Origin of the sequence: Streptomyces sp. NPDC017940 (assembly GCF_044328435.1) — a bacterium.
GTDB lineage: Bacteria > Actinomycetota > Actinomycetes > Streptomycetales > Streptomycetaceae > Streptomyces.
Genome location: NZ_JBIRHJ010000005.1, coordinates 111700 through 137771 on the forward strand (window position 1 = coordinate 111700; position 26072 = coordinate 137771).

Sequence of the window (26072 nt, forward strand, 5' to 3'; positions counted from 1 at the left end):
GGCGCCTTGCGGGGGCACAAACCCGGGGACGCGGGGGGGGGCCGCAGGGGGTCGAACGCGGGCGGCGGGCCGCCCCGCCGCCCGCCCCCCCCCCCCCCCCCCGGGGGGGGGGGGGGGCCTTCCCCCCCGCCCCCCCCCGCCCTGCTTCAGGACGTGCGCCACTTCTGGGCGGGGTGGTTGTGGCATCCCCACATCTGGATGGCAGCGCCCTGGGCCCGGTTACCGCCGGAGATGTCCAGGCACAGGTTGTTGTGGACGCTCACCAGGGGCGCGTCCGTGCCCGCCCAGGTCCACTTCTGCGCCGTCCGGTCGTCGCGGCAGGTGTACATCTGCACGGCCGCGCCCTGGTGGGGGTTGCCCGCGACGATGTCCAGGCACTTGCCCGAATGGTCGTTGCGCAGCTTGCCCCCCTCCCACGTGAAGCGCTGGCCGGGCGCCCCGTGGCACTCCCACGTCGTCAGCAGCGCCCCGTCGCCCGCGTTGCCGTTGCTCACGTCCAGACACAGGCTGTTCAGCTGTGACTGGAGCAGAAAACCCACCCGGGCCCCGCGGGCGCCGCCCTTCTCGGCCGCCGGGGCGGGATCGGCGGCCGCCGATGCCGTGAAACCAGCCGTGCCCACCGCGATCACCGACGCTGCCAGGATCGCCGCCCGCCGCTGAGGTCTGCGCATGCCTGTCACCTGTCTCCTTGGTCCTCATGTGCTCGCACCGGTCAGTGCCGGAGCCAGCATCCACAGACCACTCACGGGCCACCAAGCGCTGTTCCGTTCAGCGGAACGCACCGGCCGCCCTGTACGGGGCCGGGGCCAGGTCACCGCCCGGTGATGCGGGCCGAGGTGCACAGGTCCTCGGGCGAGCAGGTCCTCGTGGTCCTCGGCGCCCAGCCGGGTCACCCGCCCCTCACCCGGTGTGGCGGGCGGTTCGGCGAGCGTCCAGCGAAAGACCCACTCCACCACGCCGGTGAGTCCAAGGCACTCCCCCACATGCCTCTCCACGCCCCGCGGGCCGGTGAACTCCCTGACCGTTCCGCGCAGTTCACGCGCGGCGTGCAGGACGAGGTCCGCAGCCGCCACCGCGTCGCCGACGCTCCGCACATGCCCGCGTGCGGCGTCCGCGGTACCGGCCGGGGGCGGGCGGCGCCCGTCCGGGTGCCCGGGGTCCCGCCGTGGAGCGTGTTTTTGACGGGGGGTCAGCTCGCTGCGGGGTGGGGGTGGGGTGCCCGGGGAGGGCGGGCTGGCGTTTGTGGCTGCGGGTCCGGTGCCGGGCGCCGTATCGTCCTGTGCGGCAGCACGGCAGCACGGCCTCCTCGTAGTCCCGTATCCCCGTATCGCAGCCATCGCGGCATCTCGGCATCGCGGCGCGGGCGGCGGGCTCTCGCCACGACCCCAGGAACGGACGGCGCAGTGATCTCCAGACACGGGACCGGCAGGGCGCAAGGAGCGGCGGGCAGGCGGGTGCGCGGTGGCGTGGCGGTGGGTGTCGCGCTGCTCGTGCTGACGGCGTGCGGCGGATCGTCCGGCGGCGGCGACGGGAAGGGCACCGGGGACGCGAAGGGTGCCGCCGGTAGGGCGGGATCCGCCGCTGACCGTACCGGTCTGACGTTCAGGCCCGCCGCCGGGCAGAGCGCGGCGGGCCTGAAGAGCGCCGCGGACCTGATGCGGCACCGGGCCACCGCGATGGGCCTGCGCGGGGCCCGCGTCGAGGTCGCCGCCAGTGCCATCACGGTGAGCGCGCGGGGAGCGTCGAGGGCGAAGCTCACGGTCCTCGGCAAGCAGGCCCGGCTCGACTTCCGCCCCGTCCGGGGCCAGGCCCCGGCCACCGCCAAGGCCCAGTGCCCCGCGGCCGAGGGGCCCTCGGCCGAGCCGCTCACCGCCTGCGCCACGAACGGCTCCGACGTCCGCTACGACCTGGGCCCGGTCGCCGTGCCGGGCACCGATGTGTCCACGGCGCGGGCGCACCTGGACGAGCGCAGCGCGCAGGGCTGGCTGGTGGATGTCACCTTCACCGCCGCCGGCGCGCGCAGGTTCGCCGCCCTGACCGCGAAACTGGCCCCCCAGGCACCTCCCGCGAACCAGCTGGCGGTGGTCCTGGACGGCACGGTGATCTCCGCCCCCGCCGTCCAGCAGGAGCTCACCGACGGCCGGGTGCAGATCTCGGGGGGCTTCACCCGGTCATCGGCCGAGGAGCTGGCCGCGCAGCTCTCCGCGGGGGCGCTGCCGGTGCGGCTGCGGGTCTCCTGAGCGCGCCGCGCGGAGGGTGGTCCTAGGTCCGGGGGGTGCCGGGGCGGCGGCGGGCCAGGAGGAGGCCGCCGAGGGTGCTCTCGGGGGAGCTGAGGGTGTGGAGTGTCTCGGTGGTGAAGCCGGCGTCGTCGAGCCAGGCGGTCATGCGGGCGGGCGGGCGGCGGTGGACGTACAGGTGCATCGGATGGCCGCCGTACCCCGTGGTCTTGAGCTGTGCGGCGTTGCCGACGTGGAAGGCGAGCAGCAGCGGGGCGCCGGGGCGCAGCACGCGCGCGAAGTGGGTGAGGACCGCGGCGATGTCCTCGTCGGGTACGTGGATCAGCGAGTACCAGGCGACGAGGCCGGCCATGGAGGTGTCGGCGAGGTCGAGGTCGGTCATGGAGCCGACGTCGAAGCGCAGGTGCGGGTGGTCGCGGCGGGCGACGTCGACCATCCGGGGCGACAGGTCGACGCCGAAGGCGTCCACGCCCTGTTCGTGCAGGTAGGCCGTGATGCGTCCCGCTCCGCAGCCCACGTCCGCGACCGGTCCCCCGCCGCGGGCCCGCACCCGGCCGGCGAACCGCTCAAGGGCCGCGCGTTCCTGGGGTGCTTCGTCCAGGAGGTGGCGTAGCCGGTCGGCGTAGTCGAGGGCGACGGTGTCGTAGGAGGTCCGGGCCTCGTCCAGCCAGGTGCCGGTGTTCGGTTCGCTGTCCACGCCCGCAGGCTACGCAACAGCCCTCACCCGGTGCTCTCTTGGGCGCGGTCCTTGCGGGCCGCGGGCAGGGGGCCTTGCTCAGGTGGACAGCAGGGGGCTGCCGGGGGTGCGGGGCTTGGGGGTGCGGGGCTTTGGGGTGTGGGTCCGTGACAGCTGGTGGCGGGCGACGATCAGCGCGGTGTCGATCTCGCGGGTGCCGGTGGCCGCGCACAGCGCGTAGGCGGCGTCGTTCATGCGCCGCTGTGTCTGTTCGGTGCCCAGGTCGGCGTGCAGCCCGCGCAGCGTCTCGTACCGCTCGACCAAGTCCTTCAGGACTGCCTGGTGTGCCCTGAGCATCGCCGGTTCTCCCTCGTGTCCGCCCCCCGCGGGGGTCTGCACCAGGTCGTGTGCCCCGGCTGGAGGCCGGTATTCCTCATTGCGCCGGGCCGCGCGGCGGCAGCCGCCGTGTGATCCGGTCGAACAGGTCCGTCAGGGGTTCGCCGATGTCCTGGCCGAACCCGGTCAGCCCGTAGGTCACCCGGGGCGGCGGACGCCGATCCTGCCGGGTACGGGCGGGCCGGGGCGATTACCCGCGAGTAGGGCACGCCACGCCCCCCGGCGGCGGGGGCCGGGCGGGGGTCAGGGGGTGAAGGGGGTGTCCTGTTTCCCCTCGATCCTGACCTGGTAGGCCTCTTTCTCGCCGTCGGTGTCGATGAGGTGGACCAGCGTCCAGAAGTCGCCCTCCCTGCCGTCGTGCAGGCGCAGCGTCCCCTCCCCCGCCAGGAAGATCGCGTACGCGCTCGCGTCGTCCCGCGCGGTGAGGGTGGCCCGCCACCCCTGGTGGCCCTCGGGCGGGGCGAGGCGGGCCGCCGCCCGGTACTCGACGTCGTCGGCGATCACGGTGATGATCTCGTCGGTGCTCATGACGCCATGGTCGCCCGCGGGCCGGGGGGACACCACTTCCGCACCGGCGGCGGGCGGCGGGCGGCCCCGGGCGCCGCTCAGTCGCGGTCGAGGTGCTCCCTCACGACCTTGCGGCTGGCCGCGTCGATGTCGTAGGTCGTCTTGTTCCAGTCCTTGGTCGTCACGACGTCGACGGACCACACCAGCGCGCCCGCCTTGTCGGAGTCGTCGAGTTCCACGGAGGTGACGGTGCCCTTGGTCTTGCCGGTGGCGGTCCGGGCGGCCTGCTGGGCGCTCACCTCGGCCTTGCCGAGCCGGTCCGCGAGCTTGCGCTTGTCGTCGGCGTCCTCGTCGGACTCGGCGCGCGCCCTGTCCGCCTTGCCGGTGACCGCGTCGACGTCGACGGTGTGGGCGGCGCCGTCGGCCGTGGCCACCTCGGTCTCCCACACGGGCTTGTCCGGCGTGCCCTTGAGCTCGACCGAGACCGGCTCGGACTTGTCCACCGCCGCCACCGCGGCGTCCAGGGCCTTGTCGTAGCCGACCTTGGCCCTGGGGAGGAGCTCCTTGCGCTCGGCCTGGTCCTCGGTGAGGGTGGCGCCGCCCGCCGACGCCGAGGTCGGGGCCTTGGGGGTCCCGGCCGCGCCGGTCTTCGCACTGTCGTCGCCGTCGTCGCTGCCGCAGCCGGTGAGCAGCGCCGCCGCGAGGGCTGCCGCGCACACCAGGGCGGCGCCCCGCGGGGCGGGCCGGCGCCGGTGTCCGGGAGCGTGAACATTCCTTTTAGTGATCATATGGGCACGTTAAGGGAGATATCGGTGCGGTGCAGGGACACGGGCGGCAAGGGCGGTAGCGGCGCGCCGTGTCCGGGGCGGGGCGCTGGGGCCCGGTGATGATGGGTACGTACACGTACCGCACCCCGCACCCCGCGTACCGCGTTCATCCCTCATCACGAGAAGAGGCGAAGGCATGCACATCGACCTCACGGGCCGGACGGCCCTGGTCACCGGCTCCACGCAGGGCATCGGAGCGGCGATCGCCACGGGGCTCGCCCGGGCCGGTGCCCGGGTGGCCGTCAACGGACGTGACCGGCAGCGGGTGGAGGAGGCCGTCCGGCGCCTGCGCGGCGAGCTGCCCGATGGCGACTTCGTGCCCGTGGCCGCCGACGTCGCCGCCGAGGACGGACCCGGCCTGGTCCTGCGGGCGCTGCCGGAGGTGGACATCCTCATCAACAATCTGGGCATCTTCGGCGCCAAGGACCCGCTGGAGATCACCGATGCGGAGTGGCGGCGCTACTTCGAGGTGAACGTCCTGGCCGCGGTCCGGCTCACCCGCACCTACCTGCCGCAGATGGCCGGGCGGGGCTGGGGCCGCATCCAGTACATCGCCAGCGACTCGGCGGTGGCGGTGCCCGCCGAGATGATCCACTACGGCATGTCCAAGACGGCGCTGCTCGCTGTCGGCCGCGGCTTCGCCAAACAGGCCGCGGGCACCGGGGTCACCGTGAACTCCGTCATCGCCGGGCCCACCCACACCGGCGGCGTGGAGGACTTCGTCTACGAACTCGTCGACCGTGACCTGCCCTGGGAGCAGGCGCAGCGGGTCTTCATGAAGGAGCACCGGCCCCAGTCCCTGCTCCAGCGCCTCATCGAGCCCGAGGAGATCGCCCACATGGTCGTCTACCTCAGCTCCGACCTGGCCTCGGCCACCACCGGCGGCGCGTTGCGGGTGGACGGCGGGTACGTGGACGCGATCCTTCCCTGACCGGGGCCCCGGGCGGGGGTGCCCGGGCGCCGCTCCCCAGCCCGCTCCGCGCCCGGGCGGGCGGGCGGGCCGGGGAACGGCAGCATCGGGTCAGCCCGTGCCGGTGAGGGTGACGTTCTGGCGCCGGGCGGCGTGGAAGTGGGGCAGCGGCAGGCCGCCTGCGGAGCGCAGTTCCAAAAGGGCGACCTCCACGCCCGCCCGGCCGGGGGTCACCGATCCCGGCGTGAGCGTGCCCGAGCTCCGCCAGCGGTGCTCGGCGCCGTCGCACACCGCGCGGCTGCCGTTCAGGGACTGCTTGACGCGGGGGTCGCGCTGGCTGACCGAGACGGCGAGGAGTACCGGGCCGGTGGCCCCGGCGCACCGGTAGGTGCCGGACAGGGTGACGGTGGTGTTCCTGGAGATCGTGCCGGTGGGATCGGCGCCGACCCTCTCACCGGCACCGGCACCGGCACCGGCAGCACCAGCGCCGGCGGCGGCCGGTCCTGCCGGGACACACAGCACGGCCGCCGCGCAGAGCACGGCGCCAAGGACGGGGCGTAGGGGCATGGAATGCCTCCCAGTTCGTTTCGGGCGGGGGCATCCACTGATACGGCAGGGCGCGGCGGCCGGGCGCGACCCTCACTCCATCTGCGGCGCGTCATCCCGCCGCATGGCCAGGCGGGCGGCTCAGCCGGTTGCCGCCGTGCGGTAGGGGCGGAAGAAGGTGCGCAGTTCCCTGGCGTAGAGCTCGGGTTCCTCGAAGGCGGCGAAGTGGCCGCCGTGTGCGGGTTCGCTGAAGTGGACGAGGTGGGTCGTGCGCTCGAGCCAGGCCCGGGGCGGGCGGACGACGTCGCCCTTGAACAGGGAGAATCCCGAGGGGACCTCGACGCGGCGGGTGAGCTGCTCGGGCGCGATCGCGGCGTTCGCGCGGTACATGCGCATCGAGGAGCCGATCGTCGAGGTGAGCCAGTAGATCATCACGTTGGTGAGGATCTCGTCCTTGGTGTAGCTGCGTTCGATGTCGCCGCCGCAGTCGCTCCAGGACCGCATCTTCTCCACGATCCACGCCGCCAGGCCCGCGGGTGAGTCGGTGAGCCCGGCGGCGGCGGTCTGGGGCTTGGTGCGGTGCACGGCCGCGTAGGCGCCCTCCTGCGCGCTCCAGGCGGTGACCTCCTCGAACCAGGCGCGCTCTTCGGGCGAGAGCTCGGCGCGCTCGCCCGCGAAGTGGGGCAGGCCGCCGTCGGTGCGGTGGACGGCCACCACCCGCTCGGGGTGGTCGAGGGCGAGGTAGCGGCTGACATGGCTGCCGATGTCCCCGCCCGCCGCGCCGAACTTGTCATAGCCGAGGGCGCTCATGAGCTGGGCCCACAGGCCGGCGACGGCGATGGAGTCGGGGGCCGGGCCCGCGGGGCGGTCGGAGTAGCCGAAGCCCGGCACGTCGGGCACGACCACGTCGAAGGCGTCGGCGGGGTCCGCGCCGTGCGCGCCGGGGTCGGTGAGCAGCGCGACGACCTTGGAGTAGCGCCAGAAGGAGTCGGGCCAGCCATGGGTGAGGACCAGCGGCAGCACGGGCCCGGCGGGGGCGACGGCGCGGGCGTGCACGAAGTGGACTCCCGCGCCGCCCAGTTGCGTACGGAAGCGGGGCAGACGGCCAAGGGCCGCCTCCTGGGCCCGCCAGTCGAAGCCGTCCGCCCAGTAGGCGAGCAGTTCCTTCAGGTAGGCGGTGTCGGTGCCCATCGTCCAGCCGGCGTCCTCGGGCACGTCCGGCCAGCGGGTCGCGCGCAGCCGCGTGCGCAGGTCCTCGAGTTCCGCGGGCGCGGCCCGCGCGGTGAACGGCTCCAGGTGAGGCTGTGCGTGCGGCATGGCAGGCATGCTAACGCGGGCGCCGCCCGCCCGGCCCGTGCGGGGTGCGGCGGTCCCGCCGGGGCCCGGAAAGGGGGCGCGGGGATGTCAGGGCGGCGTCAGCGCCGGGTCAGGGGCCCGGTGCAGACTCTTACCTGTGACCGGGAGACGCCAAGTCCCCCGGGAGCTGGGAGAGGTGCCCGGAGTGGCTTATCGGGGACCGAGGTTCGCTTCAGTCGGGTGCAAGCCCACGCAGGTTCGAATCCTGCCCTCTCCGCCACCACCGCTGTGACCGGCGGCGCCCTGCGGGGGCCGGCCTGGGCCGGGGCGCCAGGCGCGCCCCGGGCCGAGCGCCTTCCGTATCGAGCAGAGCCCCCGGCCGGGGGCGGCCCGTGCCACCGTGCTGCGGTGGGGCGGGCCTTTTCGCCTGCGCCGCCGCGTCCGGTGCGCGGGTCCCTGCGCTCCGGTGCGCGGGTCCCTGCGCTCCGGTGCGCGGGTCCCTGCGCGGGCGGTGGCGCCCCTCCCTTGCGGGAGCCACCGCCCGGCGGCGTCACTCACCAGCGTACGGGCAGCTCCCGTACGCCTCTGATGAGCATGCCGGGCAGCCAGTCCAGGGTGTCCAGGTCGGTGTCGGCGGCGATGTCGGGGCAGCGGGTGAGCAGGGAGTGCAGGGCGATGCGGCCCTCCAGGCGGGCCAGCGGTGCGCCCAGGCAGTAGTGCAGGCCGTGGCCGAAGGCGAGGTGGCCGCGGGTGTCGCGGCGGATGTCGAAGCGGTCCGGGGCCTCGAAGTGTGTCTCGTCGCGGCCCGCGTCGCTCAGGACGATGCGTACCGTGGAGCCGGCCGGGATCAGTACGCCGCCCATCTCGACGTCGGTCAGGGCCAGGCGCTCGAGGGTGGACTCCACCGGGCCTTCGTAGCGCAGCATCTCCTCCACCGCCCCCTCCACCAGGCTCAGATCGGCGCGCAGCAGGGCCAGCTGGTCGGGGTGGGTGAACAGGGCGCGCATGCCGTTGCCGATCTGGTTGACCACCGTCTCGTGGCCGGCGATCAGCAGCAGGCTGCACATGCCGATCAGTTCCTCGGGCGCCAGGCGGTCGCCGTCCTCGTCGAAGGTGTGGATCAGGGCGCTGAGCAGGTCCTGGCCCGGTTCGGCGCGCTTGGCCCCGATCAGGCGGGGCAGGTAGGCGGCCTGTTCGGCGTAGGCGGTGCTCTGGGCGCCGGGGCTGGTGGGGGCGAGGATGTCGTTGGACCAGCGGCGGAAGGTGGCGCGGTCCAGTTCGGGTACGCCGAGCAGTTCGCAGATGACGGTGATGGCAAGGGGGAAGGCGAAGGCGGCCAGGAAGTCGGCGCGGCGGGCGCCGTTCGCGGTCATCTCCTCCAGGAGGGCGTCGGTGATCTGCTGCACGCGCGGGGCCAGGGCCTGGATGCGGCGGGGGGTGAACTCCCGGGAGACCAGGCGGCGCAGGCGGGTGTGGTCGGGCGGGTCGGCCATCGACATATGGGCCAGGCTCGGGTCGTCGGGGGCGGCGCTGATGATCTGCGCCAGGCGGCCCTGGCCGCGCCAGTCACGGCTGAGCCGGGCGTCGGCGTAGGCGGCGCGGCAGGCCTTGAGGCCAAGGACGAGGTAGACCTCGGGGCCGTCCGGGGTGCGGACGCGGTGTACGGGGCCCTTGGCGCGCAGGGCGGCGTAGACGGGGTGGGGGTCGCGGACGAAGTCGGGGCTGAGCTGCAACAGGTCGGTGGTGGTGCCGCCGGCGCGCATGCGTTGAGGTCCCTTTCGTCTGGGTGAGCGGCCTCGTACCCGGCCGCATGGGGTGGTGCGCGGGACTCGGTGGTACGCGGTACTCGGTGCAGTGCGGGGCTCAGGGTGTGCGTTGTGCGCGGTGACGCGCGGGGCTCGGGCTTGGAGGTGCGCGGTGCCCGGTGACGCGGGTTCGCGGTGCTCGGGCATGGGTGTGGCGCGGCACCGGTGTGTCCGCCGCCGCACACGGCGGAGGGTTGACGGTGCCGCGCCATACGCGGCCCCGGGCCGCCGGGCGGCGGTCGCCCGCGCTCCCCCTGACCGGGCGCGCGGGCGACCGCGGCTGCGGCTGCGGCTGTCGTTACCAGGTGACCATGAGCGACTCGACGCCGTACACCAGGCTTTCCTGGCGGAAGGTCAGTTCGTTGAAGTCGCCCGCAAGGCGCAGGTCGGGGTAGCGGTTGAAGAGGGCGGGGATGGCTATCTCGACCTCGCGGCGGGCCAGGGAGGCGCCGGCGCACAGGTGGGTGCCGAAGCCGAAGGCGACGTGGCGGTTCTCGCCGCGGTCCAGGTCGAAGCGCTCGGGGTCGGGGAAGGCGTTGCCGTCGTGGTTGGCGGAGGGGATGGCGAGGACCGCCAGGTCGCCGACGGACATCCGGGCGCCGGAGAACTCCATGTCCTCGTCGACCACGCGCAGGATGTTGTCCTGGGAGACCGACCAGAACCGCAGCGACTCCTCGACGAAGGCGGTGATGCGCTCGGGCTCCTCGGCCAGCTGCACCCGGATGTCGGGGTTGGTCATCAGGGTGAGGGAGCTGAGTGTGATCTGGCTGGTGGTGGTCTCGAAGCCGGAGACGAGGATGAAGCGCACCATCGGCAGGAGGTCCTTGCGGTCCAGCTCGCCGGTCAGCACCCGCTCGTGGAGCAGGCGGCTGATCAGGTCGTCCTTGGGGTCGTGCTCCTTCTCCTCTATGAGCTTGTTGAGGTAGTCGTTCATGTCGTTGAAGGCGGCCCACGACTTGGTGGGGTCGTCCAGGCTCAGGCAGTCGCGGCTCTGCTGGGCGAACAGGAGGTAGTCCTGCGGCGGCACCCCCAGGAGCTGGGCGATGACCTGGGTGGGCAGGGCCAGGCAGAACTCGGAGTACAGGTCCAGGGGGCGCGGCAGCGTCTCCAGGCGGTCCAGGAGCTGCTCGACCAGGGCCTCGATACGCGGGCGCCACTCCTTGATCCGCTTGGCGGTGAACTCCGTCATCATCATGTGGCGCAGCCGGCCGTGCTCGGGTTCGTCCTTGCGCCAGAAGGAGTTCAGGTCGTGGCCGGGCGGCAGTTCGGTGCGCTTGCGGTTCATCTTGTCGTCGTCGGAGCTGAAACGCGGGTCGTTCATGGCCTGGCGGACGTCGGCGTAGCTGGTGAGCAGCCAGGCCCAGCCGCCGTCGGGCATGTCCACCTTGACCGGGCCCTGCTCGCGCAGTTCGGTGTACTGGGCGGGCGGGGCCATGGGGCACTGGCGGGCCATCGGATAGGCGGGGTTCGCCATGATCACACGTCCTCATACGTAGCAGGTCCTGGGGTGAGCCGACCCTATGAGGAACCTCTGACGCACGGCTGACCCCGGACTCAGGAATGGCACGGGCGCCCCGGTGACCTCGCCTTTTCCTCAAGTGCCCCTTGAGTCACCTCTGTCACATTGAATGGTGGCGCCGCCCGGGCGGTACATCCCTGTCACGGCGGCGTGCCCGCCGGTGCCCGGGCGTGCCGCTCCCCCGGCGCGCCGGCCGCTTGCCCCCTGCTCATCCCCTCCCCACACCTGGTAGGTCACCATGCCCTTTGTCACGGCCAAGGACGGCACCCGGCTCCACTACGAGGACTGGGGAGAGGGCCGGCCCGTCGTGCTGCTCTGTTCGGCCACCATGGACTCGCGCATGTGGGAGTTCCAGGCCCCCTACCTGGCCGGGCAGGGGCTGCGCTGCGTCCTGCCCGACCGGCGCGGCTTCGGCCGCTCGGAGCGGCCCTGGAACGGCTACGACTACGACACCCTGGCCGACGACCTGGCCGCCCTCCTGGACCACTTGGAGCTGTCGGACGCCACCTTGGTCGGCTATGCGATCGGCGGCGGTGAGGCGGTGCGCTATCTGGCCCGGCACGGCTCGGCGCGGGTGGCCCGCCTGGCCCTGGTGGGTGCCACCACTCCCTTCCTGCTGCGCGGCCCCGACAACCCCGAGGGCCTGGACGCCGATGTCCTTGAGCAGGTGCTCGACGCGATGGGGACCGACCGCGCCGGGTGCGCGGCGCGGATCGCCGGCCCCTTCTTCGGCGGCCCCGACGCCGACGTGGACTCCCTCGCGCTCTCGCCGGAGCTGGTGCACTGGCTCGTCCAGATGTCCCTGGAGGGCTCCCCGCGCGCCACGATGGAGATCACCCGCACCCTGTTCACCGAGGACCTGCGCGCCGACGTGCGCGGCGTGGGCGTACCGACGCTCATCGTCCACGGCGACAACGACCTGAGCGCGCCGCTGGAGCTGTGTGCCCGGCGCACCGCGGACCTGATCCCCCACAGCCGTCTTGAGGTGTACGAGGGTGCCGCGCACGGCCTGTTCGCCACCCACCGGGAGCAGTTGAACGCCCATCTGCTCCAGTTCGCCCGCGGCCACTAGGCGCGGGCCCGGCCCGCCCGCACCGACGACGCCGCGCCCGCACCCCCGTTCATCGGGGGGTGCGGGCGCGGCGTCGTCGGTGCGGGGCCGGGCGGCGGGGTCAGTCGATGCCGCGCACGATGTGCGGTTCGGCCGCCACGGCCGCCTCGTCGTCCGCTCCGGCGAGCCGCAACGGCGGGGCCGTGGGCGGGATGTGGTGGAACACCCTGCCGTACTCCTGCGGGTCATCGTGCACCGGGTCCTCCCGTCACCGAGGTCCGCCGCGAGCGGGCCCAAGGGGTTCGATCGGACCACCGTGCCCCAGCACGCTCCAGATCCGGTGGAGAGGGCCTCGAGGACGGCTGGGGTATGTGCCTTCGTGGTCGGCTGTGGGGCCGGGGGTGGGGAAGACTGGGCGGCACGCGGATACCTTCGGGGCAGCGGCCCGGGGGCCGCCCTGCGGTCTGAGGAGGGACGGGAAGGGGCCGGGCACGCGAGCGGGCCGCCCCTGCTGGTGTCAGGGACGGCCGGAGCTTGCGGAGCGTGGTGCCCGCGGGGCGGGCGGAGTGCCAAGGAGGGGACCGGGAGGGGCTCCCCGCGCCGACCGGATCGCGGTGGGGGCGCGGGGAAGCCATTCCGAGACGGGCGGCCTGCGCGTCACGGGGAGGGGATCACCGGTGTTTCCGGCTTCCGTCCCGTGGCGTGGTGTTCCCGCCTGTCTCTGTCCCGTGCACGGTGGGTGATTCCTACTGTGCTGGCACCGGCCGGAGTCTTGATGGACTGCGGCTGGAGTACGGCCGGGGTGCGCCCGCCCGGCTCAGCCGGTGCTCTCGGAGGGGACGGGGGTGTGGAAGCCGCGCTGGTACCACAGCAGCGGCGGGGCGGCGGCGCTGTTGGTGCGGATCTCCAGCGGGGTGCCGAGGAGCAGGTCGTGGTCGCCCGCGCGGATGACGTCCACCGCGCGGCAGCGCAGCAGCACCTTGGCGCCGGGCAGATAGGGCGGTCCGGCCTGTCCTGCGCCGTCCTGCCAGGCGGCGAAGTCGCCGTCGGCGAAGCGGTCCACGCCGCGGGCGGCGAAGCGCGTGGCGAGGTGGCGGTGGCGGGCGTCCAGGACGTTGATGACGAACTCGCGGGCCTGTGACATCGGGGTGTGGCAGCTGGAGGTCAACGCGATGCCGACCATGACCAGGGGCGGTTCGAGGGAGACCGAGGACACCGAGCTGGCGGTGAAGCCCCAGCGCCGGCCGGTGTCGTCGACGGTGGTGACCACGGAGACGGGGGCGGCAAGCAGCGCCATCGCGTCCTTGAACGCCTGGGCGTCCGCCGCGGTGGGTGTCTGCTCCTGAACTGGGCTCATGGGGGCGGTGCTCCTTCGTCTTGAGGGACCGGCGGGCTCGGCGGGGGCGGGCACTGGAGACGATGGCAAGGACGGCTCAAGAGGTGCTCGAGAACGCCGAGAGCAGTCCCTGCACGGGGCGGTGGGTCAAGTGGGTGTCGAGTCGCGGGCGGCAGGATGAAGGGGGTGGGCACAGTGCCGACCGGAACACGTTAGGAGCTGCACATGGCGGTCAAGGAGCCGGTCATGTCCGAGGGCGAGATCCTCGGCTGGCTCGCGGAGAGGCTGGGCACCCACGTGTCCGTGCCGGTAGCGCAGATCAGTCCCGACGTCCCGTACGCCGAGTACGGCCTTGACTCCGTCGCGGCCCTGGGCCTGTTCGGCGACATCGAGGAGAAGTTCGGGCTCGTCCTGGACCCGATCGTGGCCCTGGAGCACGAGACGCTCACCCAGATGGCCGCGTACGTGGCCGTGGAACAGCCCGAGGCTGTGCGCAGCTGACCGTGCCGCAGGCGGCGGGGGGGGGGGGGGGGCGGGCCCCCCCCCCCCCCCCCCCCCCGGGGGCGGGGGGCCCCCCCCCCCCCCCCCCCCCCCCCCCCCGCCCCCCCCCCCTGGGGGCGGCGCGGGGGGCCGTCACACCCCGGGCGGGTGGCCCCGGGCCCGGGGCCGGGGGGGGGGGGGGGGGCCGGCCCCCCCCCGCCCGCCCCCGCCCGCTTTCTGTGTGCCCTGCCCCCCGCCCCGCGGGCCCTGCCCCCCGCGGGCGCGGTGCCGGCGGGGCAGGGGGGTGTCAGTCGCGGTCCACGGAGACGCCGGTGGTGCGTCCGCCCAGGGTGAGGACGGCGACCACCAGGGCGGCCATGGCGGCGGCGATGAGGGTGAACATGGTGCCGGGTCCGTGGCCCTCGAGGACGGGCAGGAGCACGAACGGCAGGGCCGCGGCGGAGAGTTTGGACAGGGAGTAGGCCAGGCCGGTGGCCGCGGCGCGGATCTCGGTGGGGTACTGCTCGGCCAGGTAGACGTGGCTGACGGTGGAGAAGACGTTGCTGACCAGGGTGTAGAGGATGCCGAAGAAGACCAGGAGCGCGGCCGACCCGGCGTAGGCGAAGCCCAGGCCGGACAGGGCCATCACCGAGGCCGAGAGGGCGACGAGCTGTTTGCGTTCCATGCGGTCCATCACCGGCACCGAGAGCAGGGAGCCCAGCGGGTAGCCCAGGAAGGACACGGCGGTGAAGCCCAGGCCGGTGACCACGTCGTAGCCCTTGGCGGCCAGGATCTGCGGGGCCAGGGCGCCGAAGCCGTAATAGCCCACCACCGACAAGGTGGTGAACAGCCACAGCATCGCGGTACGGCGGCGGAAGCGGGCCTGGAAGACCGTGCCGATGCCCGCCGGCCTGGCCGCCGGGACGGCCTTCTCAGCCGGGCGCGGGCCGCCGGCGGGGGTGTGGAGCTCGGCGCGGGCGGGGGCGGGCAGCGTGGCCTCCATGCGGGCCACGATCTCTTCCGCCTCCTCGTGGCGGCCGCGGGCGGCCAGCCAGCGCGGGGACTCGATGAGGTTGCGGCGCAGCATCCACACCACCGCCGAGCCGAGCGCGCCCATCACGAACAGCCAGCGCCAGCCGTCGATGCCGAGCGGTGACAGCGGCACCAGCCACAGGGCGGCGAAGCCGACCGCGGGCACGCCGCAGAAGGCCAGGGTGTAGGCCCAGGCGGTGTAGCGGCCGCGCTGTTTGGCGGGCAGTACGTCGGCCAGGTAGCAGTCCGACAGGGACTGTTCGGCGCCGATGCCCACCCCGGCGAAGAAGCGGGTGACGATCAGGAACACGGCGTTCGGGGAGAACGCGCCGAGCAGGGAGAAGCCCGAGTACAGGGCCAGGTTGATGAGGAAGGCGCGGCGGCGGCCGTAGCGGTCGGCGACGCGGCCAAGGAGCAGGGAGCCGAAGAACTGTCCGATGAAGGCCGAGGCCAGGACGAGTTTGAGGGTGGTGCCGTTGAAGGCGAAGTCCTCCTGGAGCACCGTGGAGATGGTGCCGGAGAGGTTGTTCTCGAAGGTGTCGAAGAGCAGGCCCACACCGACGACGGCGGTGAGCTGGCGGTGCGTGGAGGTGACCGGCATCCGGTCGAGGCGGTCACCGATGGAGGGCGCCGCGGCGGCTGTGGCCTGCGGCGCCGTCTGAACGGCCATGGTGCTGGTCTCTCCTTGTGGGGCGGGGACAGGGCGCGGCGGAGGGCGGGGGGTTTGGGTGACGTGCGCCTCCGCCCCGGCAGGGGGGGTGCCGGGGCGGAGGCCTTGGGTGCCCTGCGCCCCCTCTTCCGCACAAAAAGGGGGGGCGGGCGGTTGTTGCGGGTGGGACGGAGGGGGGTGGGGGTCAGGCCGCGGTGTCCAGGCCCTTGCCGGTGCGGGTGGGTTCGCTGACCTCGTGCAGGAAGGTGGCGACCTGGCGGTAGGACTCCCAGAACCCGACCTCGAGGTAGGGGATGTCCCGCTCGGCGCAGTAGTCGCGGGTCAGTTCGCGGGCCCGGCCCAGGTTGCGCTTGGGCATCGCGGGGAACAGGTGGTGCTCGATCTGGTAGTTCAGGCCCCCGTACAGGAAGTCGATCCACCAGTTGGGGCGGATGTTGCGGGAGGTCAGGACCTGGCGCTCCAGCCAGTCCAGGGCCTCCTTCTCCCCGTCGCGGACCTCCATGCCCTTGTGGTTGGGGGCGAACATCAGGCCGAAGTAGACGCCGAGGGCGGCGTGCTGCACCAGGACGAACGCGATGGCCTGCAAGGGGGTCAGGAAGTAGAAGACGGCGCCCAGGTAGATCGCGGCGCGCAGCACGACCAGGCCGATCTCCATCAGCCGGTGCTTGGTGCCGGGCTTGGCGAGCTCCTTGACGGTGGTCTTCTCCATCTTGTAGCCCTCGAGGACCAGCAGGACGAAGAACAGCACCCGCTGGTGGCGGACGATGAAGCGCTGGACCGGGGTGCGGGCGGCGTACTGCTTGATGTCGAAGATCGCGGTGCGGCGGCCGATGTCGGGGTCGAGGCTGATGTGGTTGGGGTGGCTGTGGTGGCGGTTGTGGTGGTTGACCCACCAGGCGTAGCTGACGCCGCTGAAGAAGTTGGCGTGGAAGTAGGCCACGAACGTGCCCACCCGCTTGTCGCGGAACATGGCCTTGTGGCCGACCTCGTGCCACATGTAGGCGCTCTGTACGCCGCACATGCCCAGCCACACCGCGACCGGCATCTGCCACCAGGAGGCGCCGATGAGGAAGAAGGCGGTCAGGCCGGCGCCGATGAGGGCCAGGTTCAGGGCCAGGCGGCGGTAGTCGTAGCGGGTGTCGAGGTCAAGGAGACCTTCGGCCTTCACGCGCTTGAAGAGCTCGGCGAAGGTGGCGGAGGCGCCCTTGCTGCTCGCCTCTCCCGTTGCGACCGCGAGTCCGGGATCGAGCGTGCGTACCGAGCCTGGTTTGGTCTCTTGGATATTCGCAGACTGCATTGAGGGATCTCCTTGAGCAGGCGTATCGCGGCTTAAGGCACCGGATGAGAGCACACGTCAGCGTCGGTCAGGGGCCTGATGCGGCACTGATGGGTACGTGGACCGGCGCTGGAGTGCGCGTGGGGTGCCCCTGGTGCCGCGCGGGTCGGCCCGGGTGCGGCGGGGCGCGGTGCGGGGGCTGCGGGGGCGGTGCGCGGGGGGGGCCGCGGTCCCCGCCCGCCGTGCGCGGCGGGCGGGCCGGGGCGGGGCGCGGCTGCGGCGCGGGTGTGCCGTGCCTCGAGCGCGCCTGTCCCCGCGCTCTGCCTCATGCGGCGGCGGTCTCGCCGGCCAGGCGGGCGTCCAGGGCGCGAAGGACGGTGTCCGCGGCGCGGGCGGTCTCGGCGTCGTCGGGGGCGCCGATGATGCCCATCAGGGCCTGCACCAGCTGTTGTTGCAGGGCCTCGGCCGCGTCCGGCGCGGGCGTGGAGTCGGTGCCGGTCTCGGTGGCGGTGGCGGGTCCGGCGTCGGTGCCGGGGGTGGTGTGGTCGGTCATGGCGGTTGCTGCTCCTTGCTGCGCCGCGTGCGCCGCGGCGCGCGTCGCCGGGTGAAAGGGGGGCACTTCCCGGGTGCGTCCCCGGTGGGGAGTTGCGTCCCCGGTGGGAAGGGGTGGCGTCCCCGGTGGGGAGGGGGTTTGGGTCAGAAGGCGTTGCAGGCGCGGAAGATGTGGGCGAAGGCGGCGAGGGAGGCGGTGTCGCCCTCGAAGGCCACGTACTCGGGGATCGGGTCCGCGGGCGCCCACTTCTCCTTGTAGGCCAGCTGGGTCTGGGCGGGGTAGAGGGCCGCGCCCTGGTCCCACAGGAAGTGCATCAGCCACTGGAAGGCCGGGCTGTGGCCGGGCAGTTCGTTGGCCTGGTCAAGGCCGGTGAAGGGGGTGAAGCCGAAGTGCAGCCACTGGCTGCCCTCGGCGCGCAGGACCTCGATGACCCGGGAGTTGATGGCCTCCATCAGCCCCGGTGAGGATTCGGGGATGCGGCGGCTGAGGTCGTGCATCCAGCCCGCCCGCTCGCCGTACACCGGGGAGTAGGAGATGTAGCCCACCGGGCGGGCGTCGATGGTGCCCACGAACAGGCGGCGGTGCGCCTGGCCGGGGCCGCCGATCTCGCCGACCAGGAACTCCAGCGGGCGGGCCTCCTCGCCCTTGGAGCGCAGCCAGTTGGTGTCGATCTCCCTGATCGCCTCGGTGTGGTCCGTGGCCGGTACCTCGCTGACTTCGAGGCCGTTGCGGAAGGCGCGGGAGATCTTGTTGCGCATGCGCATGAACCGGCCGCCCTGGAGGGTGAAGTCGGGCAGGTGCACCACCCAGGAGGCGCCGAACTGGTTGACGGTGAAGCCGCGCCGGGCGTAGATCTCGGCGTCCGCGCGCTGTAGCTGGGCGCTCACCACGCGCAGGTCCTGGGCGTGGGCGTGGTCCAGGAAGCGGTCCAGGAGGGGGCCGTAGTGGTCCTCGGCGGCGAAGGGGCCGCCGAGCTGGACCAGGTAACGCCCGGCCCGGCGGTAGGCGATGACGCCGTCGAGGCCGGGGGCGGTGAAGGCCAGGGTGCGCCGGCTCATGGCCAGGAAGGCGCTGGGGTTCTCCGCCCGGGTGTGGGTGCGGATGGCGTGCAGGACGGTGTCGGGACCGCCGGTGGTCTCGGGACCGGCGGTCGTCTCGGGTCCGGCTGCGGTGCCGGGTCCGGCTGCGGGGGTTGTGCCGGCCGGGGCGGTGGCGGAGGTGGTCGGGGTGGCTGTCGGGGGCATGGGGCCCTCTTCCTTCCGGGAGCGGCTCTGCCCGCCGCGTGCCGGGGCGGCGCGCTCCGGCGCCGGGCGGAAAGCCGAAAGCGTGGAACTCGGGTGTGGGACACCTGAAGTAGAGCACTGCGGATATGGCCCCTGGAAGAGCCGCCGGTGCGGGCCGAGGGGGAATTCAGTGCGCTGTCAGCGGCATATCAGGAGCGGGCGGAGACTGGTCTCGAAACCGGGACGGAAACGGCAGTTCTTTTTCCTTGCCCGGACATCAGGAGAGGTGCCCGGAGTGGCTTATCGGGGACCGGAGCCCGTTGCGGTCGGGCTCCCTCGGGCGCAAGCCCACGCAGGTTCGAATCCTGCCCTCTCCGCTGGTGGTCACGGCCAGGTCCGTCAGTCTGGAGAATGCCTCATGCCCTTCGCGGCGTCCCCGGCCCCCCGGCGGGCCCTGGTCGTGGTCAACCCCACGGCCGGCACCGCCCGCCCGCAGCTGCTCCAGGAGGTCGTCGGGCGCTGCCGCGCACGGCTTGCCTCGGTGGCGGTGCACCGTACGACGCACCGGGGCTCGGCCACCGAAGCCGTCCTGGCCGCGCACGCTTCCGGTGCGGGCCCGGCGCCCGATCTGGTCGTGGCCGTCGGCGGGGACGGCACCGTACGCGAGGTGGTGCAGGGCCTGCTGGCCGTGCACCGCCAGGCCTCCCCCGCCGCAGGTCCCGCCCCGGGGCCGGCGGCGCTGGCCGTGGTGCCCGCGGGCACGGGCAACTCCGACTACCGCATGCTGTGGGCCGACGCCCCCTGGGCCGATGCCCTGGCGGCGACGCTGGCGGGCGATGCCCGCCGGGCGCGGCTGCGCCGTATCGATGTGGGCCTGCTGGCAGAGACCGGTGCCCTGGTGCTCCTTGGCGCCTGCTCCGGTCTGATCGCCGAAGGCCTGATCACCGCCCGGGCCATCACGGTGCCCGGGCGCGAACGCTATGCCCGGGCGCTGCCCGCGGCGGCCGCCGCGTTCACGCCCTATCCGGGGCGGGTCACGGTCGATGGCGCCGTGCTGCACGAGGGCGCCACCGTCCTTGCGAACGTGGGCGGCGGGCGCTACCGCGGTGGCCAGTATCTGATCCTGCCCCACTCCGAGCTGGACGACGGTCTGCTGGATGTGTGCGTCGTGGGCGCCGAGGTGGCCGCGGTGGACGTGCCGGACCTGGCCCGTGCGGGGCTGCTGCACGAGCGGCCCGGCGTGGTGCACGGCCGTGGCAGGCGCATCGTCGTGGAGCGCCTGGACGGGCGCCCGCTGTGCTTCGAGCACGACGGTGAACTGCAACAGCCCTCCTGGACCAGCATGACGGTGCAGGTGCTGCCCGGCGTTCTTCCGGTGTGGGGCGCAGCGACGAAGGAAGTGACGCGTGTCCATACTCAAGGAGCTGTGCCGCTGGGCGGCCTGGCTGCGTCCTGAGGACATTCCCGCGCCCGTGCGGGCGCTGGCGAGCAGTCAGCTGCTGTCGCAGCTCGCCTCGATCAGGGCGGGGATGGCGCATCCGCTGGGCCGGCGTCTGATCGAGGGGTTCGGCCCGCCGTTGCAGGCCGATCCGCGGACCTCGGCGTGTGTCCTGTCGGGCCTTGGGTCCTGGCTGAACCTGGACGACACCGCCTATGCGGGCCATCTGTCGAACTCCACGGTGTCGGTGCCGCTGGCCTACGCCTACGCGCGGCGTCTGGAGGGTCCTGCGCTGCTGACGGCGGTGGTCGCCGCCAATGAGTGCGCGGCCCGCATCACGGCCGCTGCCACCTTGGGTCCGCTGCGCGGGCACAGCGCGGTGCACACCCATCTGGCCGGTGCGGTCAGCGGGCGCCTGCACTGCGAGGGCGCCGACGACGCGGTGTGGCGCAGTGCCATCGGCCTGGCCTTCGCGATGCCCAACTGGCCGCTGATGCGGGCCTTCCTGGCCAGTGACGCGCGGCTGTTCAACACCTTCACGCCGGTGCGCACCGCCATGGACTCCTGCGACGCGGCGCGGGCGGGCCTGCACGGGGCGTACGACATCCTGGAGCACCCCGACGGGTTCTTGGACCGGTTCGCCAGTGTGCCGCTGCCCGATGCGATCAACGCCTCCCTCGGTGAGCGCTGGCACACCGAGACCCTGTCGTTCAAGATGCACCCCGGCGGTCCGGGGGTGGACGCGGCGGTGGACTGCGCGGCGGCCCTGCACCGCGAGCTGGGCTCCTTCGGGCCCGAGGACATCGAGGACATCGTCGTGGAGGCGTCGCTGTACACGCTGTTCGCGGGCAAGAAGGCGGCGTCCTATGTGGTGGGGCCCGGCTCGCCGCTGGGGGCGCTGGTCCTGCACACCCCTTATCCGGTGGCCACCGCCCTGCTGACCGGCGGGCTCACCGTCAACGACTTCGCCGCGCCGCTGTTGAACGACCGGGCCCGCTGGAGCGTGGCCGAGCGGGTGCGCCTGGTGCACGACCCGGAGCTGACCAAGGCGCTGTTCGCCTCGGACGCGCCCTTCGGGGAGGCGGTGCGCCAGGCGGGGAAGGCCGCCGGGCCCTGGCTGCGCGCGTTCGGCGGCGAGGAGGTCGCCGAGCTGGCAAGGGAGGCGGCCGCGCAGCCGGTCAGGCACTCCTTCGCCGCGGCCGCCAAGGCCACCGGCGCCCGTGTCACCGTGACCCTGCGCGACGGGCGCACCGCCACCCGCAAGCGGATGATCCCGCTGGCCGCGGCGGGGCCGCACACCCGCGCCCACCACGCCGAGCTGATGCGGGAGAAGTTCCTGGAGTTCGGCGGGCCCGAGGACGTCGCCGACGCCGCGGTCAAGCTGGACTCGATGGACGCCGACGACCTCCAGGAGTGGATCGAGGCGGCGCTGCGGTAATCCGCGAGGCGGGTATCAGCGCACCGTCAGGCGGCGCTGCCAGCATCGAGTGCCGGTGGGCCATTGAGCGCGGCCAGAATTCAGACGTGGGAAAGGTCCTTTGATGCCTGAAAAGGAACTCCGCAGCTACAAGCTCTATATCGCGGGCAAGGACGTCGAAGGCGACGGCTGGGTATACACCGTCAGCGCCCGGTCGCTGCTCGAGGATGTATTCACCAGCATCAGCCTCAAGCGGGAACTGGAGCAGAATCCCGATTCCGATGCGGCGGGCCACCCCTATGTGGTGGGCCGCTGCGCGATCGCCAGCGACGCCTCCATCGACCTGGCCACGGAGGCCGCGGCGGCTGCCGCGTCCGCCTGGGCCGAGGTGCCCCTCGAGCGCAGGATGCGCCTGGGCACCATGTTCCGGGAGGAGTTGATGCGCCGCGAGGACGAGTTCTTGGACATCCTCACCTCCGAGGCGCACCCGCTGCGCCTGGCGCGCTGGGAACTGAGCTGCATGAAGCAGATCTACAGCGAGGAAAGCCTGTACTGGTACCGGCAGCGGATGCACACCGAGTTCGAGCACGAGGGCCGGCGTCTGATCGTGCGCCGCCAGCCCGACGGTGTGGTGGCCTTCAACCCGCCGCAGAACGCCCCCGCGCCCAGCGCGGCCCTTGCGGTGCTGGCGCTGATGGCGGGCAACGCGGTCGTCATGCGCGCCCCGCGCTCCATCGCGCTGTCCACGATGTGGCTGATGCGCGATGTGGTGGGCCCGCTGCTCGATGAGATCGGCGCGCCTCCCGGCGTGCTGAACGCGGTGTGCTCCAACCCCAAGCAGACCCTGGACCGGTGGGTGACCTCGCCGCTGGTCAACGACATCTTCTACATCGGCGGCAGCGAGGAGGGCCTGCGCTTCCAGGAGAGCTGCGTGGCCAACGGCAAGAAGCCGATCCTGGAGCTGGCCGGCAACGACACCATCGTCATCTGGAAGGGCGCCGACCTCAAGCGTGCCGCGGAAGCGATCTGCGAGTCCTTCTACGGCTCGGGGCAGATCTGCATGGTGCCCAACTGCGTCCTGGTGCACCCCGACATCGCCGATGAGCTCATCGAGGCGGTCACCGAACGCATCAAGCTGGTGCGCCCGGGCTATCCCGAGGACGAGGACGTGCTGCTGTCCCCGGTGCGGCGCAGCGAGAAGTTCTTCGCGCTGCTCAAGCAGTCCCTGGACCGCGGCGGTGAACTGATCTGCGGCGGCAACCGCATGGAGGTCGACGGCACGGTCTCGGAGACCGGGGTGTTCCTGCAACCCACCGTGGTCCGCGTCAACGGGCTTCCCGGGGCGCGCACGCACGACATCGTGCGCAGCGAAACGTTCTTCCCGCTGCTGCCGATCGTGGTGCCCGAGCAGGGCGCGGACGACGACGCCCTGCTGAACTGCTTCATCGACTTCGTCAACTCCAACGAGTACGGGCTGCGCAACTCGCTGTGGGTGAAGTCCGCCCGCGTCATCAACGCCTTCGTGCAGCGTGTCGTCAACGGCGGCCTGCTGAAGATCAACGACTCGCACATCGGGTTCCTGCCCTATCTGCCCAGCCACGGCGGCACCGGTCTGACCGGCGGCGTCTACGGCGAGGCCAACTACCCGATCCTGAAGACCTCGCACGTCCAGGGCGTGTCCATCGCCCATGACATCAGCCCGCACGAGGCCGTCTTCGGCCCCTGAACCGCCCTGCGCGCCCGCCCCGGGACCCGGGTGCGGGCCCCGCTCCCGGCCGCCGGCCGGGTGCGGCCCCCCGGCGCGGGGGCACCGGCTTCGATCCACGTAAACGGAGGTGTTCCCCGTGCGTACCCTGGATTCGGCCCGCGCGGTCTGCGACCGCTACCACCCGGGGCTGCTCAAGGCGCTCGATGCCATCCCCTTCACCGAGCGGGAGGCCCTTGACAGCCCCGCGCTCGGCCTGTTCCGCAGCCACGGCGGGGTGGGGCTGCTCGTGCCCGCCGAGTTCGGCGGTTTCGGCGCCGACCCGGTGGAGGCGGTGCAGGTCCAGCGCGCCATCGGGGCCGCCTCGCCGTCGGTGGCGGCGGGCGTGACGATGCACCACTTCACCGTGTCGATGCTCTACGCGCTGGCCAAGGGCGCGGGACGGCTCACGCCCGCGCAGCTTGAGCTGCTGCACCGGGCGGTGCCCGACCAGATCCTGATGGCCTCGGGCTGGGCGGAGGGCAAGAGCCAGCAGAACATCTTCTCCCCCTCGGTGGCCGCCGAGCCCGTCGCGGGCGGCTACCGCCTCAACGGGGCGAAGAAGCCGTGCAGCCTGGCCCGCTCCATGCAGCTGCTCACCGCGAGCATCGCCGTCCCAGGCCCCGACGGGCGCCCGGAGCTGGCCCTTGCCCTGGTCCCCGCCGACGCGCCGGGTCTGAGCGTGCACCCCTTCTGGGGCACCGAGGTCCTGGCCGCCTCCGAGAGCGAGGAGGTGCGCCTGAGCGATGTCTTCGTCCCCGACGACATGGTCATCCGCACCACCGACGACGACCCGCACCGGGTGGACGACCTGCAAGCCGCCGGTGTCATCTGGTTCGAGATGCTCATCTCGGCCGGCTACACCGGGGCCGCGGCCGCCCTGGCCGAAGTGGTCCTTCAGCGCGAGCGCGGGGGATGCAGCGAGCGGGCCGCGGTCGTCGTCGCCGCCGAGAGCGCCTTCGCCCTCCTGGAGGGCTGCGCCCGCGCGGTGCGCGAGGGCGGCCTGGACAGCGAGCAGGCCATGGCGCAGGTTCTCGTCGCCCGCTACGCCGCCCAGGACGCGCTGGCACGGGCCACCGAACTGAGCCTGGAACTGCTGGGCGGGGTGGACTTCATCCGCCACCGCGAGCACGCGATGCTCGCCGCCTCGGTGCGCCCCCTGGTCTTCCACCCGCCGGGCCGCATCTCCACCGCCGAGGCGCTGGTCGGCTACTTCGCCGGCGGCCCGCTGGCCCTGTGAGGCGCGCGCGGCCCCACCGGCCCGCCCCCGGGGGGCCGCCCGCCGCAAGACCCGGGCCGCGCCCGCCCGCCGTTCGTGTTCCCGCCGTTTCAGCACCCGTCCTTCCAGGGAGTTATCCGTGACCGTGACCCAGGACATCAGGGTCGACACCGAGGACGACATCCTCGGCCTGTACCGGGCCCACCTCAGCAAGGGCCGTGCCACTCTCGCCGAGCTGTTCGGCAGCCACATGGAGGTGTCCTCCGCCGGGAACTGGGTGACCACCAGCGACGGCGAACGCTTCCTGAACGCCGGCGGCTACGGCGTGTTCATCATGGGCGCCCGCCACCCCATCGTGATGGAACACGTGGAGCGGCAGCTGCGCACCCACCCCGCGGCCACCCGCATCCTGCTGGAGCCGACCGTGGCCCGCGCCGCCGAGGCCCTGGTGTCGGTGATGCCGCCGGGCCTGGACCGGGTGCACTTCGCCCTCTCGGGCTCCGAGGCGGTGGAGACCGGCCTGAAGCTGGCGCGCGCCAACGGCTTCAAGCGCACCGTCTCCATGCGCGGCGGCTACCACGGCAAGACGCTGGGCGCCCTGTCGGCCACCGCCAAGGACGTCTACCAAAAGCCGTTCCGGCCGCTGATCCCCGACGTGCTGCACCTGCCCTTCGGGGACGCCGACGCCCTTGAGGAGCAGCTGCGCGCCCACCCCGGCGAGGTCTGCGTGATCCTGGAGCCGGTCCAGGGCGAGGGCGGCGTGATCATCCCGCCCAGGGGCTACCTCAAGCGCGTCGAGGAACTGGTGCGCGAGTACGAGGGCTTCCTCATCCTGGACGAGGTGCAGTCCGGCATGGGCCGGCTCGGCGAGTGGTGGGGCGCCGACATCGAGAACGTCGTGCCCGACGTGCTCCTGGCCGGCAAGGCCCTTGGCGGCGGTGTGCTGCCCGTCTCCGCGGCCGTGGCCACCCGCAAGGCCTTCCGCCCCTTCGACAAGGACCCCTACGTCCACACCGCGACCTTCTCCGGCCAGCCCCTGCTGATGGCCGCCGTGCAGGGCGCGGTGCAGGCCATCCAGGAGGAGCGCCTGGTCACCCGGGCCATGGACCTGGGCGCCCGGCTGCTGCCGAAGATCGCCGAGATCGCCCGGCGCAACATCGGCGACCTGGTGGTCGACGTACGCGGCCGCGGCCTGCTCATCGGGGTGGAGCTGACCGAAGCAGGACTTGCCGGGGAGCTGCTCATCGAGCTGTTCAACCACGGCGTCGTCGCCAACCACTCCATGAACGGCAACTCGGTGGTGCGCTTCACCCCGCCCGCCACCCTGACCGAACTCGATGAGCAGTTCCTGCTCGACTCCTTTGACAAAGCAACCCTCGACCTGGTCGCAGGCTCGGCCCGGATGCCGGAAGGCGGTAGCAACTGATGCGCCACGTGGAACTGGACGCCGTAGTCCTTGACGAGAGCGCCGAGAAGGTCTTCACCGAGGTCGCGCGCTTCGACCGCTTCCCCGAACTGGCCCCGCACGTGCAGGCCACCACCGTGCACGCCGCGCTGCCCGCGACCCGGGGCAGCTCCAGCTGGGAGCTGCACTTCCGCTCCGGCCTGCTGCGCTGGACCGAGACCGACGTGTTCGACACCACCGCGCTGACCATCGGCATCGAGCAGGAGGACGGCGACTTCGACTCCTTCGCCGGCACCTGGTCCTTCCGCCAGGACGGCGCGAACGTGGCCGTGCACTTCGAGGCCGACTTCGACTTCGGCATCCCCAGCCTGGAAGGCATCCTCGACCCGATCGCCGAGCGCGTCATCAAGGAGACCGTGGCCTGGGCCGTCACCGGCCTGTTCGAGCGCACCGAGCTGCGCACCGAGGTCGAGCTGGGCACCCCGGCCGACGCCGTCGGCGTGTAACGA

At 72.8% G+C, this 26072-nt stretch carries 26 protein-coding genes, 2 tRNA genes and 1 pseudogene; 12 read left to right on the plus strand and 17 right to left on the minus strand.

The features are described from left to right. Positions 1 to 146: 146 nt before the first annotated feature. Complete coding sequence (locus ACH4DX_RS18685) at positions 147 to 671, minus strand: RICIN domain-containing protein (protein WP_398155913.1); 525 nt, start codon at positions 669 to 671, stop codon at positions 147 to 149. Positions 672 to 695: 24 nt separating this feature from the next. Next, positions 696 to 1073: a hypothetical protein gene (locus ACH4DX_RS18690; protein ID WP_398155914.1), complete on the minus strand. Its 378-nt coding sequence runs from the start codon at positions 1071 to 1073 to the stop codon at positions 696 to 698. A 330-nt stretch (positions 1074 to 1403) separates the two neighbouring features. Between ACH4DX_RS18690 and ACH4DX_RS18695 the strand changes: the two genes are divergently transcribed. Beyond that, positions 1404 to 2240 carry a SecDF P1 head subdomain-containing protein gene (locus tag ACH4DX_RS18695; RefSeq protein ID WP_398155915.1) on the plus strand — a complete coding sequence of 279 codons (837 nt, stop codon included), beginning with the start codon at positions 1404 to 1406 and terminating at the stop codon, positions 2238 to 2240. 22 nt (positions 2241 to 2262) lie between these two features. Here the strand turns inward: ACH4DX_RS18695 and ACH4DX_RS18700 are convergent, their stop codons facing one another. The 5 genes and pseudogenes from ACH4DX_RS18700 to ACH4DX_RS18720 all read right to left on the minus strand — a co-directional run bounded on the left by ACH4DX_RS18700 (position 2263) and on the right by ACH4DX_RS18720 (position 4604). Continuing rightward, positions 2263 to 2934, minus strand: a complete 672-nt coding sequence (locus ACH4DX_RS18700; protein WP_398155916.1) for a class I SAM-dependent methyltransferase — start codon at positions 2932 to 2934, stop codon at positions 2263 to 2265. Positions 2935 to 3012: 78 nt separating this feature from the next. After that, positions 3013 to 3270, minus strand: a complete 258-nt coding sequence (locus ACH4DX_RS18705; RefSeq protein ID WP_398123861.1) for a DUF5133 domain-containing protein — start codon at positions 3268 to 3270, stop codon at positions 3013 to 3015. Positions 3271 to 3346: 76 nt separating this feature from the next. Then, a pseudogene (locus ACH4DX_RS18710) lies at positions 3347 to 3460 on the minus strand (transcriptional regulator); the annotation flags it as partial. Positions 3461 to 3552: 92 nt separating this feature from the next. Further along, positions 3553 to 3837: a hypothetical protein gene (locus ACH4DX_RS18715; protein ID WP_398123862.1), complete on the minus strand. Its 285-nt coding sequence runs from the start codon at positions 3835 to 3837 to the stop codon at positions 3553 to 3555. A gap of 77 nt (positions 3838 to 3914) precedes the next feature. Beyond that, the gene (locus ACH4DX_RS18720; RefSeq protein WP_398155917.1) at positions 3915 to 4604 is read right to left on the minus strand and encodes a PepSY domain-containing protein; all 690 of its coding nucleotides are present in this window, start codon (positions 4602 to 4604) and stop codon (positions 3915 to 3917) included. 175 nt (positions 4605 to 4779) lie between these two features. Between ACH4DX_RS18720 and ACH4DX_RS18725 the strand changes: the two genes are divergently transcribed. Further along, a complete protein-coding gene (locus ACH4DX_RS18725) occupies positions 4780 to 5574 on the plus strand; it encodes an SDR family NAD(P)-dependent oxidoreductase (protein WP_398123864.1) in 795 nt (264 codons plus the stop codon). Between the two features lie 90 nt (positions 5575 to 5664). Here ACH4DX_RS18725 and ACH4DX_RS18730 read toward each other — a convergent pair whose 3' ends face one another. Further along, a complete protein-coding gene (locus ACH4DX_RS18730; RefSeq protein ID WP_398123865.1) occupies positions 5665 to 6120 on the minus strand; it encodes a DUF6299 family protein in 456 nt (151 codons plus the stop codon). A 120-nt stretch (positions 6121 to 6240) separates the two neighbouring features. Continuing rightward, positions 6241 to 7416 (minus strand): epoxide hydrolase family protein, encoded by a 1176-nt coding sequence (locus tag ACH4DX_RS18735; RefSeq protein WP_398123866.1) that lies wholly within the window; start codon positions 7414 to 7416, stop codon positions 6241 to 6243. A gap of 169 nt (positions 7417 to 7585) precedes the next feature. Between ACH4DX_RS18735 and ACH4DX_RS18740 the strand changes: the two genes are divergently transcribed. After that, a tRNA-OTHER gene (locus ACH4DX_RS18740) sits at positions 7586 to 7675 on the plus strand. Between the two features lie 274 nt (positions 7676 to 7949). Here ACH4DX_RS18740 and ACH4DX_RS18745 read toward each other — a convergent pair. Both ACH4DX_RS18745 and ACH4DX_RS18750 read right to left on the minus strand, forming a co-directional pair. Next, positions 7950 to 9158, minus strand: a complete 1209-nt coding sequence (locus tag ACH4DX_RS18745; RefSeq protein ID WP_398123867.1) for a cytochrome P450 — start codon at positions 9156 to 9158, stop codon at positions 7950 to 7952. Between the two features lie 340 nt (positions 9159 to 9498). Then, on the minus strand, positions 9499 to 10674 hold the full coding sequence (locus ACH4DX_RS18750; RefSeq protein ID WP_398155918.1) for a cytochrome P450: 1176 nt from the start codon (positions 10672 to 10674) through the stop codon (positions 9499 to 9501). A gap of 283 nt (positions 10675 to 10957) precedes the next feature. Here ACH4DX_RS18750 and ACH4DX_RS18755 point away from each other — a divergent pair, with 283 nt between their 5' ends. Next, positions 10958 to 11791: an alpha/beta fold hydrolase gene (locus ACH4DX_RS18755; RefSeq protein ID WP_398155919.1), complete on the plus strand. Its 834-nt coding sequence runs from the start codon at positions 10958 to 10960 to the stop codon at positions 11789 to 11791. A gap of 100 nt (positions 11792 to 11891) precedes the next feature. On the opposite strand, the gene ACH4DX_RS18760 is transcribed toward ACH4DX_RS18755, so the two are convergent. Beyond that, positions 11892 to 12026, minus strand: coding sequence for a hypothetical protein (locus ACH4DX_RS18760; protein ID WP_398123870.1), 135 nt, complete (start codon positions 12024 to 12026; stop codon positions 11892 to 11894). A 561-nt stretch (positions 12027 to 12587) separates the two neighbouring features. Continuing rightward, complete coding sequence (locus ACH4DX_RS18765) at positions 12588 to 13127, minus strand: flavin reductase family protein (RefSeq protein ID WP_398123871.1); 540 nt, start codon at positions 13125 to 13127, stop codon at positions 12588 to 12590. 204 nt (positions 13128 to 13331) lie between these two features. On the opposite strand from ACH4DX_RS18765, the gene ACH4DX_RS18770 reads away from it, so the two are divergent. Continuing rightward, positions 13332 to 13607, plus strand: coding sequence for an acyl carrier protein (locus ACH4DX_RS18770; protein WP_030565763.1), 276 nt, complete (start codon positions 13332 to 13334; stop codon positions 13605 to 13607). 286 nt (positions 13608 to 13893) lie between these two features. Here the strand turns inward: ACH4DX_RS18770 and ACH4DX_RS18775 are convergent, their stop codons facing one another. The 4 genes from ACH4DX_RS18775 to ACH4DX_RS18790 all read right to left on the minus strand — a co-directional run bounded on the left by ACH4DX_RS18775 (position 13894) and on the right by ACH4DX_RS18790 (position 18361). Continuing rightward, the gene (locus ACH4DX_RS18775; RefSeq protein ID WP_398155920.1) at positions 13894 to 15288 is read right to left on the minus strand and encodes an MFS transporter; all 1395 of its coding nucleotides are present in this window, start codon (positions 15286 to 15288) and stop codon (positions 13894 to 13896) included. A gap of 184 nt (positions 15289 to 15472) precedes the next feature. Continuing rightward, positions 15473 to 16585 carry a fatty acid desaturase family protein gene (locus ACH4DX_RS18780; protein WP_398123873.1) on the minus strand — a complete coding sequence of 371 codons (1113 nt, stop codon included), beginning with the start codon at positions 16583 to 16585 and terminating at the stop codon, positions 15473 to 15475. A gap of 304 nt (positions 16586 to 16889) precedes the next feature. After that, a complete protein-coding gene (locus ACH4DX_RS18785; protein WP_398155921.1) occupies positions 16890 to 17117 on the minus strand; it encodes a hypothetical protein in 228 nt (75 codons plus the stop codon). Between the two features lie 143 nt (positions 17118 to 17260). After that, positions 17261 to 18361, minus strand: a complete 1101-nt coding sequence (locus ACH4DX_RS18790) for a bifunctional lysylphosphatidylglycerol flippase/synthetase MprF (RefSeq protein WP_398155922.1) — start codon at positions 18359 to 18361, stop codon at positions 17261 to 17263. 259 nt (positions 18362 to 18620) lie between these two features. Here ACH4DX_RS18790 and ACH4DX_RS18795 point away from each other — a divergent pair. The 7 genes from ACH4DX_RS18795 to ACH4DX_RS18825 all read left to right on the plus strand — a co-directional run bounded on the left by ACH4DX_RS18795 (position 18621) and on the right by ACH4DX_RS18825 (position 26069). Next, positions 18621 to 18717 (plus strand) — tRNA-Arg (locus ACH4DX_RS18795). Between the two features lie 41 nt (positions 18718 to 18758). Beyond that, positions 18759 to 19796, plus strand: a complete 1038-nt coding sequence (locus ACH4DX_RS18800) for a diacylglycerol/lipid kinase family protein (RefSeq protein ID WP_398155923.1) — start codon at positions 18759 to 18761, stop codon at positions 19794 to 19796. Continuing rightward, complete coding sequence (locus ACH4DX_RS18805; protein ID WP_398123877.1) at positions 19747 to 21216, plus strand: MmgE/PrpD family protein; 1470 nt, start codon at positions 19747 to 19749, stop codon at positions 21214 to 21216. Before ACH4DX_RS18800 ends, ACH4DX_RS18805 begins: the two co-directional genes overlap by 50 nt. Positions 21217 to 21319: 103 nt before the next feature. Further along, positions 21320 to 22921, plus strand: coding sequence for an aldehyde dehydrogenase family protein (locus ACH4DX_RS18810; RefSeq protein ID WP_398155924.1), 1602 nt, complete (start codon positions 21320 to 21322; stop codon positions 22919 to 22921). Between the two features lie 118 nt (positions 22922 to 23039). Next, complete coding sequence (locus ACH4DX_RS18815; protein WP_398123879.1) at positions 23040 to 24179, plus strand: acyl-CoA dehydrogenase family protein; 1140 nt, start codon at positions 23040 to 23042, stop codon at positions 24177 to 24179. 118 nt (positions 24180 to 24297) lie between these two features. Continuing rightward, a complete protein-coding gene (locus tag ACH4DX_RS18820; protein ID WP_398123880.1) occupies positions 24298 to 25584 on the plus strand; it encodes an aspartate aminotransferase family protein in 1287 nt (428 codons plus the stop codon). Beyond that, entirely contained in the window at positions 25584 to 26069 is a 486-nt protein-coding gene (locus tag ACH4DX_RS18825) for a type II toxin-antitoxin system RatA family toxin (RefSeq protein ID WP_398123881.1), read from the plus strand. Before ACH4DX_RS18820 ends, ACH4DX_RS18825 begins: the two co-directional genes overlap by 1 nt. Positions 26070 to 26072: the final 3 nt, after the last annotated feature.

Coding starts and splice junctions, on each gene's coding strand:
- ACH4DX_RS18780 (WP_398123873.1), bottom strand. CDS start 16,585: ATGCAGTCTGCGAATATCCAAGAGACCAAACCAGGCTCGGTACGCACG.
- ACH4DX_RS18730 (WP_398123865.1), bottom strand. CDS start 6,120: ATGCCCCTACGCCCCGTCCTTGGCGCCGTGCTCTGCGCGGCGGCCGTG.
- ACH4DX_RS18735 (WP_398123866.1), bottom strand. CDS start 7,416: ATGCCGCACGCACAGCCTCACCTGGAGCCGTTCACCGCGCGGGCCGCG.
- ACH4DX_RS18825 (WP_398123881.1), top strand. CDS start 25,584: ATGCGCCACGTGGAACTGGACGCCGTAGTCCTTGACGAGAGCGCCGAG.
- ACH4DX_RS18765 (WP_398123871.1), bottom strand. CDS start 13,127: ATGAGCCCAGTTCAGGAGCAGACACCCACCGCGGCGGACGCCCAGGCG.
- ACH4DX_RS18745 (WP_398123867.1), bottom strand. CDS start 9,158: ATGCGCGCCGGCGGCACCACCACCGACCTGTTGCAGCTCAGCCCCGAC.
- ACH4DX_RS18755 (WP_398155919.1), top strand. CDS start 10,958: ATGCCCTTTGTCACGGCCAAGGACGGCACCCGGCTCCACTACGAGGAC.
- ACH4DX_RS18810 (WP_398155924.1), top strand. CDS start 21,320: ATGCCTGAAAAGGAACTCCGCAGCTACAAGCTCTATATCGCGGGCAAG.
- ACH4DX_RS18720 (WP_398155917.1), bottom strand. CDS start 4,604: ATGATCACTAAAAGGAATGTTCACGCTCCCGGACACCGGCGCCGGCCC.
- ACH4DX_RS18685 (WP_398155913.1), bottom strand. CDS start 671: ATGCGCAGACCTCAGCGGCGGGCGGCGATCCTGGCAGCGTCGGTGATC.
- ACH4DX_RS18770 (WP_030565763.1), top strand. CDS start 13,332: ATGGCGGTCAAGGAGCCGGTCATGTCCGAGGGCGAGATCCTCGGCTGG.
- ACH4DX_RS18715 (WP_398123862.1), bottom strand. CDS start 3,837: ATGAGCACCGACGAGATCATCACCGTGATCGCCGACGACGTCGAGTAC.
- ACH4DX_RS18705 (WP_398123861.1), bottom strand. CDS start 3,270: ATGCTCAGGGCACACCAGGCAGTCCTGAAGGACTTGGTCGAGCGGTAC.
- ACH4DX_RS18750 (WP_398155918.1), bottom strand. CDS start 10,674: ATGGCGAACCCCGCCTATCCGATGGCCCGCCAGTGCCCCATGGCCCCG.
- ACH4DX_RS18785 (WP_398155921.1), bottom strand. CDS start 17,117: ATGACCGACCACACCACCCCCGGCACCGACGCCGGACCCGCCACCGCC.
- ACH4DX_RS18725 (WP_398123864.1), top strand. CDS start 4,780: ATGCACATCGACCTCACGGGCCGGACGGCCCTGGTCACCGGCTCCACG.
- ACH4DX_RS18775 (WP_398155920.1), bottom strand. CDS start 15,288: ATGGCCGTTCAGACGGCGCCGCAGGCCACAGCCGCCGCGGCGCCCTCC.
- ACH4DX_RS18800 (WP_398155923.1), top strand. CDS start 18,759: ATGCCCTTCGCGGCGTCCCCGGCCCCCCGGCGGGCCCTGGTCGTGGTC.
- ACH4DX_RS18790 (WP_398155922.1), bottom strand. CDS start 18,361: ATGCCCCCGACAGCCACCCCGACCACCTCCGCCACCGCCCCGGCCGGC.